The organism is Acinetobacter sp. YH16038 (assembly GCF_013417275.1).
Lineage (GTDB): Bacteria > Pseudomonadota > Gammaproteobacteria > Pseudomonadales > Moraxellaceae > Acinetobacter.
On sequence record NZ_VPEG01000004.1, the window covers coordinates 16,482 to 33,337 of the forward strand.

A 16,856-nucleotide genomic window follows, 5' to 3' on the forward strand; every position below is an offset into this window, starting at 1 on the left:
GTCTTTTTCAAATTTCAGCATACTTATTCTATCTATAGAGATTAATAGAAAAATTTTAATACTGTAGTCGGATTTTTAAAAAAACTAGAGTTGAGCATGATAGCGGCATAGCTTAATTTGATTACTAGGAATAAGCCATGCGTCGTCAAAACTTATGGATAGCAATGCTTGCTGCAACAGCAAGTTTAGGAACAACTGCAGCGAATGCAGATTTTATTGACGATAGTAATGTCCAGCTTAAATTTAAAAACTTTTATCTAGATCGTCAGTATCAAGATGATTTTTCTTCACGTAATTGGGGTTCTTGGTCACAAGGTGTGACTTTGGATGCGAAGTCAGGCTATCACGATATTGGTGGTGGGGTGCAGGTTGGTGCAGATGTTCTGGTTCAACATGCAGTTAAACTCAAAGGCCGTGATCAAAATCCGGATTGGGTGTTGCCTCACGATGGTAAAGAATCTAAAGATCATTTTGGTAAAGTTGGCGCAACCTTAAAAGCTAAAGTTTCTGAGACTGAGCTGAAAGTGGGTGAGTTATTGCCTGTATCTCCAGTGCTGGTATTTGATCCATCTCGTCAGCTCATCACTACTTATAGCGGTGCATGGTTAGAATCTAAAGAGATTAAAGATACCAAACTGACTTTGGCTTATATTGATAAAATTAATAATCGTTACGACAATCAGTTCCGTGATTTAGCTTTATTTTCTCCAGGTAGAACTTTACCTGATGGTACACAAGGTCATTATGACTTAGGTCCTGAATCTGATGGTATGTGGATTGCCGGTGTAGATCACCAGTTCACGCCTGAAATTGGTGGTAGCTACTGGTATGCAGATGTTCAAGACATCTACCAACAGCATTACTTGGGTGTGAATTACAAAACTGCGCTAGGCGAAAAAACCAAATTAGATAGCCATGTGCGTTATTTTGATAACTCAGATTCAGGTGACAAACTGTATGGTGATATTGATAATCAGGCATTGTCAGTAGGGGCAAAAGTTAATCATGGTGCGCATACCGTAGGTCTGGGTTATCAGCAAATGTTTGGTGATACTGCATTTCCATCACTCGGCGGCTGGGTGCCGCAGCCTTATCTGGTGAACTGGGGCGTTGCAACCTTTACTGCACCAGAAGAAAAGTCATGGAATATTTCTTATGGCTATGACTTCTCTGAAATGGGTGCCAAAGGCTTAAATGCGACTGCAGTTTATTTCAAAGGTTATGATGCTAAATCAGATGATCAAAACTTTAATACTGATGAGTTAAATCTGATTGCGAATTACACTGTTCCAGAGGGTAAGTTAAAAGGTTTAGGCATCCAAGCGATGTATATTGATGTAAATTTTGCAAATCCTACTAAACCAGATCTTCAGGAATACCGCGTAGCGACAACTTATACTCATAAATTCTAAGTTAAGCGCAGTTTAAGGGCAGTCAGTATTCTGGCTGCTTTTTTTTGAGTTGAGAATCTAGTCAAAGCCTTAAATTAAACAGGGTTTTAAATTTAAAATAATTAATTAAAACAAATACTTAAATAATATATTTTTTGTAGTATGCAATCGTAATTTTATATCAGTTGAAGACAGTAGAGCGGTTAATATAAGACTGTAAAAAGATCATTTTTAATGAGTCAACTTGACGTCGAGTTCTCGTCATCGAGGAACACGCAAGCAAGAAACTGTAAGAGGAATCATGATGAGCACTGTTCAAATCCCTGATTATAAAACAGATCCTTTCTTCGGCTTAGAAGACAAATGGATTGAAACTGCAGAAGGTGAGTTGACTCACTACCATGAAATTGGTGAAGGTACACCTATTCTGTTCCTGCACGGTTCAGGTACGGGTGTGTCTGCTGCGGCTAACTGGTGGTTAAACCTGCCTTCAATTGGTGAACAAGCACGTTGTATCGCAATCGATACTATTGGTTATGGCCAAACTGTGGTTGCACCAGGTACTGCTTATGGTATCCGTGCATGGGTGGATCATGCTATACGTACTCTAGATGCTTTAGGTATCGAAAAAACCTGGTTAGTGGGTAACTCTCTGGGTGGCTGGTTGGCATTCCAGATGGCACTTGATTATCCTGAACGTGTTCTAGGTATCGTGTCTATGGGTACTGGCGGTGCAAAACAGACTGCTGCACTAAAAGCACATGCAAACCCTGTATTAACTGAAGAAGGCATCAAGAAAACACTTTCTATGTTTGTCGTGAACAAAGACCTGATCACTGACGAACTGGTGAAAGTACGTTTTGCTTCTGCTGCAAATGACTATGCATCAAATCGTTTGATGGATGTAGTGGGCGCACGTGACCGTGACCGTTTCGAATTCCCGTTAGACTTCGAAAAAATGAAAGACATCACTGTACCTGTATTATTGATTCATGGTACTCAAGACGTGGTCATTCCGGTTTCTCGTACTTGGGACATCCTGAACATCGTGCCAAATGCTGATGCACACATCTTCAGTCAATGTGGTCACTGGTCTCAAGTTGAAAAATCAGATGAGTTCAACACTGTGATCAAAAACTACCTGGCTGTACACGGCGTAAAATAAGTCGTAAACAGTTTAGAAAAAGGATGGCTTCGGTCATCCTTTTTTCTTTCTAAAATATTTGATTTACTGCTGCCAAATGAGTGTCATTTCATTCAGTGAATTTTTTGAATGTTTTTAATGCCTTTTAGCTATTAATCAGAATTTCAAAAATTAAAATGGGCCCTAGACTTCTTATTAGACTTAAGTTGTAAAAGAAGCCTAATTTGAGCAAAAATTAAACCTAATAAGCCATGGTCGGAGATGTTGGAAGCCAAGCTAGATGTGGTCTGTCATAGGAAAAATGAATATAAAATGAAATTTTGATCAGAAAAAATAAAAACAAAAAAGCACACGTATTCTCAGAGGAAATTACGTGTGCTGCTATAAAAATAGAAAATTAATGTGGTTCGTCGCGGTTAATGTCTAGGTAGAATACGCGAGTCAGGAGTTCCAGGAACTTCTTCACTGCGACTGAATTACTATCCTTGCGATAGCTAACATAAAGATCTAAAAAGGGAAGTTCTACATCCAGCGGGCGGATTACAGTATTGTTCATGGTCAATGGTGCGATATAGCCTGGCAGGATGGCACAGCCCAAGCCCATTCCAATCGAGTTGATATTGAACAGGATATTATCCGCCTTTTGCACAATATTAAGCTCAATGCCATTGGTCTTGGCAAATTCCATAATCGTATTGTGCAGGGTGAGTGACTGTTCTGCAGATGGAATAATAAAATCTATACCATTCAGTAATTTAACTGGAATACGGTCGTATTTCGCTAAAGGATGATCCTTCGGCAAAATGAAGATCAATGGCTCACGAATCACAAACTGGCTTTCAATTTCATCACTATGGAAATTGTGACGGGTGAAAGTTAGATCCAGTTCACCTTTCTTCAATAATCGCATTTGCTCATTATTGTTCAGACTGAGCAATTCAATTTTTAAATCAGGGTTTTGCACGCGCAGATTCGGCAAGATATACGGGAAGATTTTCATCTCTGCGACAGGGACGAAACCGATGCGTAGCATCTGCTGCTTGGCCTGTGAGACTTGACGGGCCATGGCAATCGCCTTATCGGCTTGTGCCAGCGTCAGGCGGGCCTGTTCTAGGAATACAGCACCTTCTTCGGTCAGTTCGACTTTACGCTTGGTACGGTGTAGCAGTTTGACACCGACATCTTCTTCCAAATCTTTGATTTGCTGACTAAGTGATGGCTGAGCCGTGTAAAGTTTGAGTGCTGCCTTACTGAAGTTGAGTTCTTCAGCCACAGTAATGAAGTAGCGGAGGTGTCGTAATTCCATATCATCAGCCCGTCGAGTAATCCAAAAAATGTCTTACTATAATTTCAGAAGAGTATAATCTATAAACAACTATGTCGTGAAGATTATTTTGTCATTTAGAAAGTAAATGCTTTGGAGGGATTGATTAGTGTTTTAATATAAAAATACACGCCTAGAATAATTGCTTAAAACTATTAATTGAAACAAAAAAAATATTTCCCCAAAACCGCCCTAAAATCCATCATCGTTGAAAAGTTGAGTCTATTACTTTGTGCCATAACTGGTCACAGGAGAGCTTTTCATGAGTGGAAAAATTGATGTGCGCGAAATCGACGCTTTAGTCGATGCACAAAATGGACGTATCACGCCATCTATCTATACAGATCCTGACATTTACGAATTAGAACTTGAACGTGTCTTCGGTCGTACATGGTTATTCCTTTGCCATGAAAGCCAAATTCCTAAGGCTGGCGATTTCTTCAATACCTACATGGGTGAAGATCCAATCATCGTGGCACGCCAAAAAGATGGCTCAATCAAAGCATTCTTAAACCAATGCCGTCACCGTTCTATGCGCGTAAGCTTCGCAGACTGTGGTAATACACGTGCGTTCACTTGCCCATACCACGGCTGGTCATACGGTATTGATGGTTCTCTAAAAGACATCCCGCTTGAAGATCGTGCTTACCCACATGGTGCATGTAAAGAACAATGGGGTCTGGTAGAAGTTAACCGTGTTAAATCATACAAAGGCCTGATTTTCGGATGCTGGGATGAAACTACGCCAGATCTAGAAGAATACATGGGCGATATCGCTTGGTACCTGGACGGTGTTGTAGATCGTCGTGAAGGCGGTACTGTGATTGTGGGTGGTGTACACAAATGGGAAATCGAGTGTAACTGGAAATTTGCAGCTGAACAGTTCGCATCTGACCAATATCACGCGTTGTTCTCTCACGCATCTGCAATTCAGGTGCTTGGTGCGAAACCAGACGACGAATCTTCTAAGAAATTAGGTGCTGCACAAACTGCTCGTCCAGTTTGGGAAACTGCGAAAGACGCGATCCAATACGGTTCACGTGGTCACGGTTCAGGCTTCTTCTTCACAGAGAAACCAGATGCAAACGTATGGGTTGACGGTGAAGTAGCGAACTACTTCCGCGAAACTTACGAAGAAGTGAAAGAACGCCTAGGTGAAACTCGTGCGCTTCGTTTAGCGGGTCACAACACCATGTTCCCTACATTGTCTTGGTTGAACGGTACTGCGACTCTTCGTGTATGGCACCCACGTGGTCCAAACAAAACTGAAGTTTGGGCATTCTGTATCTGTGATGCGGACGCACCAGAAGATGTACAAGCAGCATTTGAACGTTCTGCAACTCGTGCCTTCGGTCCTGCAGGCTTCCTGGAGCAAGATGACTCTGAAAACTGGATCGAAATCCAAAAAGTTTTACGTGGTTACAAAGCGCGTCAAAACAAACTCATTATGGAAATGGGTAAAGGTAACGAGAAAGTACGTGAAGATGGTATCCCGGGTATCACTAACTATATTTTCTCTGAAACTGCAGCACGTGGTATGTACCGCCGTTGGGCAGATTTATTGATTCATGAAAAATGGGAAGACGTTGAAGCTGCGGCTGACGAATATGAGAAGGAGCTTATGAAATGAGTCAAATCAGTTTAGAACTTCATCACCAAATTAGTCAGTTCCTGTATCAAGAAGCCAAGCTTCTTGATGACTGGAAATTCCGCGAGTGGTTAGACACGCTAGCTGAAGATATTTCTTACACGCTACGTACTACACCAAACGCTCAAACGCGTGACCGTCGTCGTTCAGTTGAACCACCTACTACCTGGGTATTCAACGATACGAAAGATCTTCTGGAACGTCGTGTTGCACGTCTAGAAACTGGTATGGCTTGGGCTGAAGAGCCTCCATCACGTACCACTCACATGGTGAGCAACGTGATTGTTGAGCCAACTGAAGTTGAAGGCGAATACGATGTGTACGTGACATACCTACTGTACCGTACCCAGAAAGAGAAAGACGTTACGATTTACTGTGGTAAACGTCATGACAAGATCCGCAAAGTTGAAGGCGGCCTGGGCTTCCAGATCTTCAACCGTAAGATCACGCTTGACCAAGTTACCTATAACTCACATAACCTGAGTGTGTTCTTCTAATGAATAAGATTTTTGTTTGCCAAGTTGACGAATTAGACGAAGGCGAAGCGTTAAAAGTGGATTGCGGCGTAAACGGTATCGAAGCGCTTGCAGTATTCAACAACGGTGGCGAATTCTTCGCAATGAACGACCGCTGTTCACACGGTAATGCTTCTATGTCTGAAGGCTACCTTGAAGACGACGGTACAGTGGAATGTCCACTTCACGCAGCTCGCTTCTGTTTGAAAACAGGTCAGGCACTTTGCTTACCAGCAACTGACCCAATTCAAACATTCCCAGTTGTACTTGAAGATGGTGCGTTATACGTAGAGATGGCAGGAGAGTAATCATGGGTTGGCTACAAGGCGAAGTTGCACTGATCACTGGTGGTGGTTCAGGTCTCGGTTGGGCACTGGTAGAACGTTTCCTGGAAGAGGGCGCACAAGTGGCCGTTCTTCAACGTTCACAGTCTAAAGTCGATGCACTGAACGCACATTTTGGTGACCGCGTGCTGGCAATCGCAGGTGATGTGGCCAGCTATGAAGACAACGTCCGCGCTGTTAAAGCGACTGTAGAGCGTTACGGTAAACTCGACTGTTTCGTGGGTAATGCCGGTATCTGGGATCACTATGCCGATATCGTCAATACTTCAGGTGAGCAGCTGGAAAAAGCCTTTGATGAGATTATGGGGATTAATACCAAATCTCTGATTTTAGGCGCGAAAGCTGCACTGGATGAGCTCGTGAAATCTGAAGGTTCGATCATTTTCACACTGTCAAATTCTGCACTTTATTCTGCAGGTGGCGGTCCGGTTTACACTGCATCAAAACATGCCGGTGTAGGCATTATGAAAGAACTGGCTTATGAACTTGCACCTAAAGTCCGAGTCAATGCCGTTGCGCCATCAGGTATGAATGTGAACATCAAAGGTGCTGCATCTTTGGGTCAGGAAAATCTTGGCCTGCTCGATGCACGTGATCCTGAGAAAATCGCCCGTGGCATGCCACTGAATTTCTTACCTGAGCCGGAAGATATGACTGGTTCATATGTGCTCTTGGCATCTCGTCAAAATAACCGTCCTTTGACTGGTGTTCTGATCAATGCAGAATGCGGTCTGGGTATTCGTGGTCTACGTCAGCCACGTGCCGGTTTCTTTGACGAATAAAAATCTAGTCTGAAATGGACTTTTCGGCAGCCTGTTCTTGGCTGCCTTCCTTTTAAGGAGTCTCTCATGGCCGTTAAACTTATTTGTGCGTCGCACAGTCCTTTAATGGAATTTGCTTCACCGCAGGAAAAACGCAAAGAACAGGCTGTTCGTGAAGCGTTTGAAAAACTGTCTGCTGAAGTGAAAGCTTACGACCCAACCCTGATCATTACCTTTGGTCCTGACCATTTCAATGGTTTCTTCTATGACCTGATGCCGAGCTTCTGCGTGGGCATTCGCGCGACTGCTGCAGGTGACTGGGACTATGGTAAAGACAATGCACACATTGATGTACCAGAAGACAAAGCACTGGGCTTAGTGCGTCGTGTACTCGATGAGGGCGTGGACGTTGCGTATTCTTACCGTATGCAAGCTGACCATGGTGTGACTCAGCCATTGCACTTCCTGTGCGACGGCAAACTTGATCGTTATCCAACGATTCCAATTTTCATTAATGGCGCTGCAGCACCGATGCCAACTACGAAGCGTACCATCGCTTTAGGCCGTGCTGTAGGTCAGTTCATCAAATCTCTGAACCTTGAAAATGAGCGTGTACTTGTCCTAGGTACAGGTGGTCTGTCACACGATCCACCAACTCCGCAAATGGGTTCTGTACCACCAGAAGTGGAAGAGTTCCTGATTGCAGGTCGTAACCCGACACCTGAAGCACGTAACGCGCGTCAGTCAAAAATTATTGCAGTGGGCCAGAAACTGGCAGCGGGCGATACCTCTGTTGCAGTTCCTCTGAATGCTGAATGGGATATCGCATTGCTTGAAAAATTCAAAAATGCTGATTTCGCTGCACTAGAAGCCATGACTGAAGCTGAAATCCGCCGTGATGGTGGCCGTGGTGGTCAGGAAGTTCGTTCGTGGATGGCGGCATTTGCTGCTTTAAGCGAAATGGGCGAGTACGAAATGACAACGCACTGTTATGAAGAAATCAGTGAATGGATTGCGGGCTTCGGCATCGTATCTGCAGAGTTAAAAGGTTAAAGACATGAGCAACATCGAAACCATCGTAATTGTAGGTGCTGGCCAGGCAGGTGCAAGCGCGATTTTAGAACTTCGTGGCAATAAATACGAAGGTAAAATCATTCTGATCGGTGATGAAACGCATCTTCCTTATGAGCGTCCACCCCTGTCTAAGGATGTAATTCTAAAACCTGAAGAAACCAAGATTGAGATTCTGTCAGAAGAAAAACTGGCGGAACTTGGTGTAGAAACCATTCGTGGCAATGGCGTAAAAAAAATCAACGCTGAAGCGAAAACGGTTGAACTTCAAAATGGTGACGTTGTTGCTTATGACAAACTGTTGCTTGCTACAGGCGGCGCAGCTCGTCGTCTGCCGAACTTCGATGCGCTGGGTAAACACGTTTATACGCTGCGTAACCTAGAAGATTCACAAGCACTGGTCCCTGTATTGCAATCAGGCCGTCGTATTGTCTTGATTGGTGGTGGTGTGATCGGTCTGGAACTGGCTTCTTCTGCACGTTTCAAGGACTGTCAGGTGACTGTAATTGAAATGGGTCCTATGGTCATGGGTCGCTGCTCGCCGCGTATCCTGAGCGAATTCCTGCTTGAACAACAACGTTTGGCAGGGATCGACGTTCGCTTGGAAACCAAAATTGCAGACTGCAAACTTGACGGTGAAGAAGTGGTGATTACCCTTGAGGGTGGTGAAGAGCTTCGTGCTGATGCTGTAGTTTATGGTATCGGTATCGTGCCAAATGCACAATTGGCTGTAGAAGCTGGCCTGGATGTTGATTTCGCGATTAAAGTGAATGAAAACTGCCAGACTTCAAATGCAGACATTTATGCAGCGGGTGATGTGGCAACTCAACTCCGTAACTGCGGTAACCACCGTCGTGTCGAAACCTGGGAAAATGCCAACCTTCAAGCAGGGATCTTTGCACGTCATGTGATGGGCGTTGAGCATCCGACACCTAACCCGGCATGGTTCTGGACAGATCAGTTGGACATCAATTATCAGTTCGTAGGTGACATGGCGGCTGCTGAATGGCAAGTTCGTGGTGAAATCAATCCAGAGCTTCGCGCTGAATCATCATTCGTGATGTTTGGTGTGACTGATGGCGTTATTGTTGGCGGTATTACTGTAAATGCGGCAAAAGAAATGCGTCACCTGAAAAAGCTGATCAGCAAGAATGCAGCGTTTGAAGCAGACAAATATTTAGATCTCAGCCAGGATCTTCGTAAACTTGTGAAATAACTTTGTTTTATTGATAAGTTTACAAAAGGGCAGACCTCGGGCAACCTAGGTCTGCTTTTTTATGTCTGTCAGATTGTGCTGTCATGACCTCACATTCCCTTGTGATTTGAAATGGCTTTGTGTAGGTTTGACTTACTTTTCAAAGATGAAAAGTAATAAAAATCTTTTGCTAAACTGAGGATATATCCCTATATCCCAGTTTAGCGGCGGCATCCCTGCCGCCATCAGTATTGTCGATTGTGGATTTGAACGAGAAGTTAGTTCAATTCTTTCTAAAAAAATTTAATTGAGTCTTTTATGAATTCAAATTCATCTCCCATGCTGGTGACGGCAAGTATTTATGCCTTGCTGGTGCTGATCTGGGCAGCAACGCCACTGGCGATTGTCTGGAGCGTGCAGGAAGTGCACCCGATGTGGGTGCTGATCATCCGTTATTTCGGCGCTTCTCTGCTGGCGTTGGCGATCTTGGCTGCCATGCGTAATCCATTGCCATTTGATCGAACCTCCATGATGAGCTATGTAGCAGGTAGCCTGAACTTGATCGGCGCGCAGTTATTTATCTACCTGGCTGCGAATTATTTGACCTCTGGCTTAATGGCCTTAATTTTCGGTTTCTCACCACTGGTTGCAGGTCTGATCGGGCATGTCATCCTGAAAACCAACCGTCTGATCTGGCTGCAATGGCTCGGTATGGCAGTTGCCGTCGGTGGTTTAAGTTTTGTCTTTGCGGAGTCAGCAGATAGTAAAGTGAATCCGTGGGGTGTGGTGCTAATGCTGATTAGCATGGTGTCTTATATCAGCTCGATTTTCTGGGTGAAGCAGATCAATGCACCGTTAAAACCAATGTCACAAGCAACGGGTTCTTTGATTGTTTCCTCATTGGGATCATTACTAATCATTCCTTTTATCTGGCAATCTTTCCCAACACAAATGCCAAGTATGCAGGCGCTATTCGGCTTTGGTTTTACCATGATCCTGTCTTCGATTGTGGCGATGCTCTGTTACTTCTGGCTGATTCGCCGTCTGGCTGCATCCACCGTATCCCTCAGCAATGTGATGACGCCAATCATTGCCCTGATTCTCGGTGCAACCCTGAATAACGAAGTGATCAGCAGTCATGCGTTTGCCGGAATTGCCGTGGTGATGTTCGGGATCGTGATGTACTTCTGGAAAGAATGGCGCGAGCAGTATTTTTCTAAATCTTAAAATAGATTGTTCAAGTTAAATTCAGACCTAAAAGCTTTGGCTTCCTTTTTTATTTTTGCAGTTTTAGATGCAGAATTGGGTAGGGATTACCTTCAGCATCGGTTTCTGAACGGCTGATCATCTCGAAACCATGTTTTAAATAGAAAGCAGTCGCATCAGGATTCTGCTCATTCACATCAACTTCAGTCACACCTAGAGCAAGCGCATGTTGTAATAACTGGCTGCCTATGCCTTTTCTAAATGCCGCAGGAGAGACAAACAGCATTTCCAGTTTGTTGCCTGCAATGCCCGTAAAACCCAGAATCTGCTGCTGATGTTCCACATGGAACAGTTGCACCTGATCAAAATAACCATGCTGGATAATGTGCTGACGGATCTTTAGGATCTGCGTGTCATTTAGGAAATGATGCGTAGCACGGACGGATTGTTCCCACAATTCTAGGAGCTGAGGATGCCGATCGGCAGAAGTATGGACAATTACAGGCATGAAGATTCCGATTAAAAATGAGAACAACAAAACAATAAACAATTTATCGCAGCAGTTTATTAAGATGCAAAGAGATAAAATGAAAAATCAAATAGATCCATCTGTTTGAGAAAAAAATTAGGACAAATTTGAATGTCGTCTGAATCGAATAAAATTGTGGTATATGCAGCGCTGTTTGGTAATCTGGCAATCGCGCTGGTGAAATTTGTCGCAGCCTATATCACCAACAGTTCTGCCATGCTGAGTGAGGCGATTCACTCGGTAGTGGATACCCTGAATGAAATTCTGCTGCTGCACGGTATGAAAAAGGCTGAGCAGCGCCCTGATGCCTTGCATCCTTTCGGCTATGGACGTGAACTGTACTTCTGGGCCTTTATCGTGGCCTTGATGGTCTTTGCACTGGGTGCCATTGTGTCGATCTATCAGGGCATCCAGCACATTATTCATCCTGAAGAAATGCAGGATCCGATGATCAACTACGTGGTGCTCGGTATTGCCATTCTATGTGAAGGTTTTTCATGGTTTGTCGCATTGAAAACATTCCGAAAAATGAAAGGGAAAATGGGCTATTTTGAAGCCTTTAGACGCAGCAAAGACCCAACAACCTTTACCGTGTTATTTGAAGATACAGCTGCATTGATCGGTCTGTTTATTGCCTTGACCGGTATCTTCCTGGCACATCAACTGAATATTCCTGAGCTGGATGGCGCAGCTTCAATTCTGATTGGTGTTGTGCTGGCGGTATCGGCCTGGTTGCTGGCACGTGAAACCAAAGGCCTATTACTGGGAGAAACAGCAGATCCTAGACTGCGTGAAAATGTACTTAACATTGCTCAGCAGGATGCTGCGGTCTATAGCGCCAATGGTGTACTCACCGAGCAGATGGGCGCGCATCAGGTGATTGCCTCCTTAAGTCTGGAATTTAAAGATGATCTTACTTCTGATGAAATCGAAGCTTGCGTCAACCGGATTGAAGCGCAGATCAAACAGCTACACCCTGAAATTATTACTCTGTTTGTGAAACCTCAAACCAAAGCGGTATGGCTGGAACGGACCCAAGGTCGTATTTGAGGAAGTGAAGATTTCAGCAGATAACTTTCGTCGGATAGTCAGGAGGGCATCAAGCGTGATTACATGAATACGGAATAAAAATTTAGGTCATGAAATCATGTACAGTCAGGTATGGAGTGAGAATTGTCGGATGAATATCGATCATTCTCCTGTCTTTTTAGAAAGAAGAATGGACACAAACTTGATCTCGAGTATTCATTTTTTTAGAAGCTTTTCATCGGTTTTAGTCTTTCCATGGGCTCGATGTTTTGCTAAAAATAACAAAAACATAAATGAATCTTAGGCACGTATTTCATACTATGCTGAAATACCGAAGTATATAAGTTTGTATGCGATTTAAAGAGATGCTCCGTTTGAAAATTCCAGGTGGATGCTGTCTTGCATATAACAAATAATAAATAGTGGATATTTATGCAAGATCTTTTCAAGACTAAAAAATTTCAGCTTGAGACTGAGTCCAGTTGGAAACATCTCTGGTCCAAGCCGGTATTTGATTATCTACATTCCGATCATTTTGATGGTGAGCGGTTTAAGAATCTGGAGCATCATTCGCTCGAGCAGAGTCGCTTTGACTTGTATAAATGGTTATTCACCAGAAAATCCAGAACTTGGGAAGTAAATCTGGAACAGGAACGTGCCGAGTTTTTTTCACGTCCGCGTGCCTTGCCACAAAATCGGCCGGAAGCCACTTTAGATGACTGGCAAATCTGGTTTATTGGGCATGCTACCGCTCTGATCCAGATCGGGCCGTATAATTTTCTGACTGATCCGGTCTGGTGTGAATATGCCAGTCCTTCTGCATCCCGAGGGCCACAGCGCGTCATTCCTGCTGGCATTGCCCTGGATGAGCTGCCGCATATTGATGCCGTATTGCTCAGCCATAACCATTATGATCATATGGATCTGGCGACCTTGGCCTGGCTGCATCAGACCTATCAAATGCCGATCTATACCGGCCTTGGTAATGGCTGGTACCTGCCTAAAGACTATAATGTCATTGAAATGGACTGGTGGGAAAATGCATTTTTTGAAGATATCCAGATTGTCTATTCGCCAGCACAGCACGCTTCAGGACGTGGAATGCGTGACCAGAACTGCGCATTATGGGGCGGTTTTTCCTTATTGAATGGCAAGGATCATTGCTATTTTGCTGGGGATAGCGGCTATGCGCCGCATTTCAAGGAAATTCGCAAACGCCTTGGACCACCACGAATTGCGCTGTTGCCGATCGGTGCCTATGAACCGCGTGAACTGATGCACAATATTCATATGAATCCGGAAGATGCTTTTCATGCCCATCAGGACTTAATGGCACGTTGTTCTATGGCCATTCATTATCGGACCTTCCAGCTCACCGATGAAGCACGTGACCAGCCTGAAAATGAACTGCAGCATATTATCCAGCATTCATCCAAGCTGATTAACCCGTTTTACTGTATTCGTGAAGGCAAACGGATTATTGTCTAAGGGCTTAAGATCACTCCTGTATAACGATTGAGTCGTTAGCTAGCATATAGAGTAGCTCTCATTTGTATAGGATTAAATCCTATGCTGAAGGGTACAGGTGCCAATCGTGGTGGAAACAAGCATGGCATACTGACTGATCGGGTGGGTATGTTGAGCAATGATTTCTTCGTGAATCTGATGGATATGAAAAAGATCTGGGTACCGGTAGAAGAACCTTTTTGAAATCCGTGACCGTCAAACACATGACCTGAAATGAACTGCAATTCATATTCCTAATGCTTTAATTTAACACCAATAAAAAAACCACCCTCGGGTGGTTTTTTATTCGCTCAGTTCAAGCTAAAAAACTTAGAGAAAGCTTGGTAGGCCTTTAGCTGGATCAGTTGCTCGAGCCATCTGGGCATCAGCTACGCTCATCCCAAGAGCTTGAGCAATACCTTCACCATAGGCGGGATCACAGGCATAACAGTTACGGATATGACGGTACTTGATGAAATCAAGCGCATCACCCATTGCGGCTGCGGTATTATTAAATAGAGCCTGTTTCTGCTCATCATTCATCAGGTTGAACAGGGCACGTGGCTGGCTGAAGTAGTCATTATCATCTTTGTGATAATCCCAGAAATCTGCATCACCCGTGATTTTGAGGGGGGGCTCTCTGAATTCTGGCTGTTCCTGCCACTGGCTGAAACTGTTCGGCTCATAATGCGGCAATGAACCATAGTTGCCATCCATACGGCCCAAACCATCACGGTGATTTGAATGTACCGGGCAACGTGCGGCATTGACCGGAATCTGGGCATGATTCACACCTACACGGTAACGCGCTGCATCAGCATAATTGACCAAACGTGCCTGTAGCATGCGATCCGGTGAATAGCTGATACCTGGTACCAGATTGCTTGGCGCAAAAGCGGCTTGTTCTACGTCCTGGAAATAGTTTTCCGGATTACGGTTGAGTTCGAATTCACCTACTTCAATTAGTGGATAATCACCTTTCGGCCAGACTTTGGTCAGGTCAAACGGATGATAAGGCACTTTCTCGGCATCTGTTTCAGGCATGATCTGAACGTACATTTTCCATTTCGGATAATCGCCACGTTCAATCGCATCAAACAGGTCGGTTTGACTGCTTTCACGGTCTTTAGCAATCAACTCTGCTGCCTCAGCATCAGTCAGATTCTTGATACCTTGCTGGGTACGCATATGGAATTTTACCCAAAAGCGTTCATTTTGGGCATTGATAAAACTGTAGGTATGACTGCCGAAACCGTGCATATGACGATAGCCGGCTGGAATCCCACGATCGGACATTACGATGGTAACTTGATGTAGTGCTTCCGGCAATAAAGTCCAGAAATCCCAGTTATTGGTGGCGCTACGTTTATTGGTTTTCGGATCACGTTTTACTGCTTTGTTTAAGTCAGGAAATTTACGTGGATCACGCAGGAAGAATACCGGTGTATTGTTACCGACTAGATCCCAGTTCCCTTCTTCGGTATAGAATTTCAGGGCAAAACCACGAATGTCACGTTCTGCATCAGCTGCACCGCGTTCACCAGCGACGGTCGAAAAACGGGCAAAGAGTTCAGTTTTTTTACCGACTTCCGAGAAAATTTTTGCACGGGTATATTCGGTAATGTCATTGGTTACGGTAAAGGTACCAAATGCACCTGAACCTTTTGCGTGCATACGGCGCTCAGGAATCACTTCACGAACAAAGTTAGCCAGTTTTTCATTCAGCCATAAATCTTGGGCCAGCAATGGGCCACGGCTACCTGCCGTCATACTGTTCTGGTTGTCGACTACAGGTGCGCCAGCTTCAGTAGTCAGATGGGTGACAGGGCACTTTTTCATATCTTGGCTCATATTTCTCTCCAAGCGTTGAGAATTTTATTCGTTATTCCAGCATTCAAAAAAATCATCTATAAGCGCAGGAATAACATTAGGGGCTTTATTTCCAACAGATTTTTAATTAAGTGAGTTGTTGAATTGGGTGTTTTGGCAATAAGTTTGGTTTTTCTGTAACTTCAGAAAATACTGCCTAAATGAATAAAAATTAAGTCATTGAAAATAAATAATCTAATTTGAACATAAGATATTTCTAGAAATGTGACAATGTTAAAATATGCAAATTTTTCACTCAGTTTAAAATGATTAAGTAAGAAAATCAGAATTTAAGATGTCTTCTCTAAGTCAGAAAAATGCTTCAATATCTCTTTTAGATTTCATTAGGTTTTATTAAATATTTATTAAGTTATTAATTTTATAAATATTTTTTAAATAGAAAGATTTAAGGATTAAAATTCAAGGATTAAACAGGTAGTTAAATCAGCATTCTCTTGCTCACAATTTTCTGATTTTTACAGCAAGAATATCTACCAAATTATCTATTTTCTGGAAAATATTTAAGTCCTGATCTGCTTGAAAATTGGCCAGTCGCCCTTATAATCATTTCACATCCCGAGCGGATCATTTCCTTAGCCCAAATTAAACAGAGAGCAAGATGGCAAAGAAAAAAGCTGTAGAGGCAGTCATGCCAAACTTCGTGGCCAAACATATGCATGAAGTCAATAAAAGCCAGGTTTTTGTAGACCGGAAGAAAAATGCAAAACGTGGTTATACCAAGCACAAACAAGGGCGATATCAACAAGATGATCGCCCTTTTTTATGGGCGGCTTAGGGCGGCCAGGAAGAAGTGGATCTGCTTTGGACAGGAGCTGACTTTAAGGGATTCTGGAGGGTATAGTGAAAAGATGAATTTCTTTTCGAAGAATGCGGTGAAGTCCGCCGGGTGGTTGAAGAAGCTTCTTCGGGAAACATATTTTGAAAAAAACGGGGCAGGGTCGCAGAACTCGAAGATCTATTTGGATCAGCATCAGCCATAGGCCGGGTTTGCTGAAAACTGGCAAATTTTCCTAGCTGTTGCCGATACAGTTTTGCCGCAATGACCGATGGATCATTCTTGCCTAAACGCCGTTGCTGGGTACGAGAAATTTCAATTCCCCATAAGGGACAGGCTTTAGGACGTTCAGTTTCACGGATATACTGATGACTGGTACTTGTGTTATTACGACCACGAGAAAATGTATATCTGGATTTTTGCGAACGTAAGGCTGGTGCAACAATAATAAAATAAAACGCTGCAGCCAGCATAAGCAGGATAAGCACAAATTCCATAAGTACCTCGACTGATGCAGAGGAGCCTGGA

General features: G+C 43.6%; 17 protein-coding genes. 13 read left to right on the forward strand and 4 right to left on the reverse strand.

Annotated features, from left to right (window positions below):
* Nucleotides 1–137 precede the first annotated feature (137 nt).
* Nucleotides 138–1,412: an OprD family outer membrane porin gene (locus FTV34_RS01545; RefSeq protein WP_180010960.1), complete on the forward strand. Its 1,275-nt coding sequence runs from the start codon at nucleotides 138–140 to the stop codon at nucleotides 1,410–1,412.
* 283 nt (nucleotides 1,413–1,695) lie between these two features.
* Nucleotides 1,696–2,556, forward strand: a complete 861-nt coding sequence (locus FTV34_RS01550; RefSeq protein WP_180068570.1) for an alpha/beta fold hydrolase — start codon at nucleotides 1,696–1,698, stop codon at nucleotides 2,554–2,556.
* A 376-nt stretch (nucleotides 2,557–2,932) separates the two neighbouring features.
* Here FTV34_RS01550 and hcaR read toward each other — a convergent pair whose 3' ends face one another.
* Nucleotides 2,933–3,841, reverse strand: coding sequence for a DNA-binding transcriptional regulator HcaR (gene hcaR, locus FTV34_RS01555; protein WP_159123907.1), 909 nt, complete (start codon nucleotides 3,839–3,841; stop codon nucleotides 2,933–2,935).
* A gap of 280 nt (nucleotides 3,842–4,121) precedes the next feature.
* Between hcaR and hcaE the strand changes: the two genes are divergently transcribed.
* The 7 genes from hcaE to FTV34_RS01590 all read left to right on the forward strand — a co-directional run bounded on the left by hcaE (nucleotide 4,122) and on the right by FTV34_RS01590 (nucleotide 10,620).
* Nucleotides 4,122–5,489, forward strand: coding sequence for a 3-phenylpropionate/cinnamic acid dioxygenase subunit alpha (hcaE, locus tag FTV34_RS01560; RefSeq protein WP_004781815.1), 1,368 nt, complete (start codon nucleotides 4,122–4,124; stop codon nucleotides 5,487–5,489).
* Nucleotides 5,486–6,004, forward strand: a complete 519-nt coding sequence (hcaF, locus tag FTV34_RS01565) for a 3-phenylpropionate/cinnamic acid dioxygenase subunit beta (RefSeq protein ID WP_004781816.1) — start codon at nucleotides 5,486–5,488, stop codon at nucleotides 6,002–6,004. The genes hcaE and hcaF overlap by 4 nt, the downstream gene beginning before the upstream one ends.
* Complete coding sequence (gene hcaC / locus FTV34_RS01570; RefSeq protein WP_004781817.1) at nucleotides 6,004–6,330, forward strand: 3-phenylpropionate/cinnamic acid dioxygenase ferredoxin subunit; 327 nt, start codon at nucleotides 6,004–6,006, stop codon at nucleotides 6,328–6,330. The genes hcaF and hcaC overlap by 1 nt, the downstream gene beginning before the upstream one ends.
* A 2-nt stretch (nucleotides 6,331–6,332) precedes the next feature.
* Nucleotides 6,333–7,148 (forward strand): 3-phenylpropionate-dihydrodiol/cinnamic acid-dihydrodiol dehydrogenase, encoded by an 816-nt coding sequence (hcaB, locus tag FTV34_RS01575; protein ID WP_004781818.1) that lies wholly within the window; start codon nucleotides 6,333–6,335, stop codon nucleotides 7,146–7,148.
* Nucleotides 7,149–7,214: 66 nt separating this feature from the next.
* Entirely contained in the window at nucleotides 7,215–8,180 is a 966-nt protein-coding gene (locus FTV34_RS01580) for a 3-carboxyethylcatechol 2,3-dioxygenase (protein WP_004781819.1), read from the forward strand.
* A 4-nt stretch (nucleotides 8,181–8,184) separates the two neighbouring features.
* Nucleotides 8,185–9,414 carry a 3-phenylpropionate/cinnamic acid dioxygenase ferredoxin--NAD(+) reductase subunit gene (hcaD, locus tag FTV34_RS01585; RefSeq protein WP_180068572.1) on the forward strand — a complete coding sequence of 410 codons (1,230 nt, stop codon included), beginning with the start codon at nucleotides 8,185–8,187 and terminating at the stop codon, nucleotides 9,412–9,414.
* A gap of 297 nt (nucleotides 9,415–9,711) precedes the next feature.
* Entirely contained in the window at nucleotides 9,712–10,620 is a 909-nt protein-coding gene (locus FTV34_RS01590) for a DMT family transporter (RefSeq protein WP_125279397.1), read from the forward strand.
* A 49-nt stretch (nucleotides 10,621–10,669) separates the two neighbouring features.
* On the opposite strand, the gene FTV34_RS01595 is transcribed toward FTV34_RS01590, so the two are convergent.
* Nucleotides 10,670–11,107, reverse strand: coding sequence for a GNAT family N-acetyltransferase (locus FTV34_RS01595; protein WP_180068574.1), 438 nt, complete (start codon nucleotides 11,105–11,107; stop codon nucleotides 10,670–10,672).
* A gap of 132 nt (nucleotides 11,108–11,239) precedes the next feature.
* On the opposite strand from FTV34_RS01595, the gene FTV34_RS01600 reads away from it, so the two are divergent.
* From FTV34_RS01600 to FTV34_RS01610, 3 genes are all read left to right on the forward strand, one after another.
* Nucleotides 11,240–12,178, forward strand: a complete 939-nt coding sequence (locus FTV34_RS01600) for a cation diffusion facilitator family transporter (RefSeq protein ID WP_004781824.1) — start codon at nucleotides 11,240–11,242, stop codon at nucleotides 12,176–12,178.
* A gap of 411 nt (nucleotides 12,179–12,589) precedes the next feature.
* Nucleotides 12,590–13,645: an MBL fold metallo-hydrolase gene (locus FTV34_RS01605; RefSeq protein ID WP_180068576.1), complete on the forward strand. Its 1,056-nt coding sequence runs from the start codon at nucleotides 12,590–12,592 to the stop codon at nucleotides 13,643–13,645.
* Nucleotides 13,646–13,726: 81 nt separating this feature from the next.
* Nucleotides 13,727–13,867 (forward strand): hypothetical protein, encoded by a 141-nt coding sequence (locus tag FTV34_RS01610; protein ID WP_171431268.1) that lies wholly within the window; start codon nucleotides 13,727–13,729, stop codon nucleotides 13,865–13,867.
* Nucleotides 13,868–13,993: 126 nt separating this feature from the next.
* Here the strand turns inward: FTV34_RS01610 and FTV34_RS01615 are convergent, their stop codons facing one another.
* Complete coding sequence (locus tag FTV34_RS01615) at nucleotides 13,994–15,514, reverse strand: catalase (protein WP_180010952.1); 1,521 nt, start codon at nucleotides 15,512–15,514, stop codon at nucleotides 13,994–13,996.
* Between the two features lie 637 nt (nucleotides 15,515–16,151).
* Here FTV34_RS01615 and FTV34_RS01620 point away from each other — a divergent pair.
* Nucleotides 16,152–16,328 (forward strand): hypothetical protein, encoded by a 177-nt coding sequence (locus FTV34_RS01620; protein ID WP_004781833.1) that lies wholly within the window; start codon nucleotides 16,152–16,154, stop codon nucleotides 16,326–16,328.
* On the opposite strand, the gene FTV34_RS01625 is transcribed toward FTV34_RS01620, so the two are convergent.
* The gene (locus FTV34_RS01625) at nucleotides 16,325–16,825 is read right to left on the reverse strand and encodes a hypothetical protein (protein ID WP_180068578.1); all 501 of its coding nucleotides are present in this window, start codon (nucleotides 16,823–16,825) and stop codon (nucleotides 16,325–16,327) included. The genes FTV34_RS01620 and FTV34_RS01625 overlap by 4 nt on opposite strands.
* Between the last annotated feature and the right edge of the window lie 31 nt (nucleotides 16,826–16,856).

What these genes read in the sequence shown, in the direction of transcription:
- FTV34_RS01615 (WP_180010952.1), bottom strand. Translation starts at nt 15,514, where the DNA reads ATGAGCCAAGATATGAAAAAGTGCCCTGTCACCCATCTGACTACTGAA.
- FTV34_RS01600 (WP_004781824.1), top strand. Translation starts at nt 11,240, where the DNA reads ATGTCGTCTGAATCGAATAAAATTGTGGTATATGCAGCGCTGTTTGGT.
- FTV34_RS01550 (WP_180068570.1), top strand. Translation starts at nt 1,696, where the DNA reads ATGAGCACTGTTCAAATCCCTGATTATAAAACAGATCCTTTCTTCGGC.
- hcaD (WP_180068572.1), top strand. Translation starts at nt 8,185, where the DNA reads ATGAGCAACATCGAAACCATCGTAATTGTAGGTGCTGGCCAGGCAGGT.
- FTV34_RS01625 (WP_180068578.1), bottom strand. Translation starts at nt 16,825, where the DNA reads ATGGAATTTGTGCTTATCCTGCTTATGCTGGCTGCAGCGTTTTATTTT.
- FTV34_RS01605 (WP_180068576.1), top strand. Translation starts at nt 12,590, where the DNA reads ATGCAAGATCTTTTCAAGACTAAAAAATTTCAGCTTGAGACTGAGTCC.
- FTV34_RS01610 (WP_171431268.1), top strand. Translation starts at nt 13,727, where the DNA reads ATGCTGAAGGGTACAGGTGCCAATCGTGGTGGAAACAAGCATGGCATA.
- FTV34_RS01580 (WP_004781819.1), top strand. Translation starts at nt 7,215, where the DNA reads ATGGCCGTTAAACTTATTTGTGCGTCGCACAGTCCTTTAATGGAATTT.
- hcaR (WP_159123907.1), bottom strand. Translation starts at nt 3,841, where the DNA reads ATGGAATTACGACACCTCCGCTACTTCATTACTGTGGCTGAAGAACTC.
- FTV34_RS01590 (WP_125279397.1), top strand. Translation starts at nt 9,712, where the DNA reads ATGAATTCAAATTCATCTCCCATGCTGGTGACGGCAAGTATTTATGCC.
- hcaC (WP_004781817.1), top strand. Translation starts at nt 6,004, where the DNA reads ATGAATAAGATTTTTGTTTGCCAAGTTGACGAATTAGACGAAGGCGAA.
- hcaE (WP_004781815.1), top strand. Translation starts at nt 4,122, where the DNA reads ATGAGTGGAAAAATTGATGTGCGCGAAATCGACGCTTTAGTCGATGCA.
- FTV34_RS01545 (WP_180010960.1), top strand. Translation starts at nt 138, where the DNA reads ATGCGTCGTCAAAACTTATGGATAGCAATGCTTGCTGCAACAGCAAGT.
- FTV34_RS01620 (WP_004781833.1), top strand. Translation starts at nt 16,152, where the DNA reads ATGGCAAAGAAAAAAGCTGTAGAGGCAGTCATGCCAAACTTCGTGGCC.
- hcaB (WP_004781818.1), top strand. Translation starts at nt 6,333, where the DNA reads ATGGGTTGGCTACAAGGCGAAGTTGCACTGATCACTGGTGGTGGTTCA.
- FTV34_RS01595 (WP_180068574.1), bottom strand. Translation starts at nt 11,107, where the DNA reads ATGCCTGTAATTGTCCATACTTCTGCCGATCGGCATCCTCAGCTCCTA.
- hcaF (WP_004781816.1), top strand. Translation starts at nt 5,486, where the DNA reads ATGAGTCAAATCAGTTTAGAACTTCATCACCAAATTAGTCAGTTCCTG.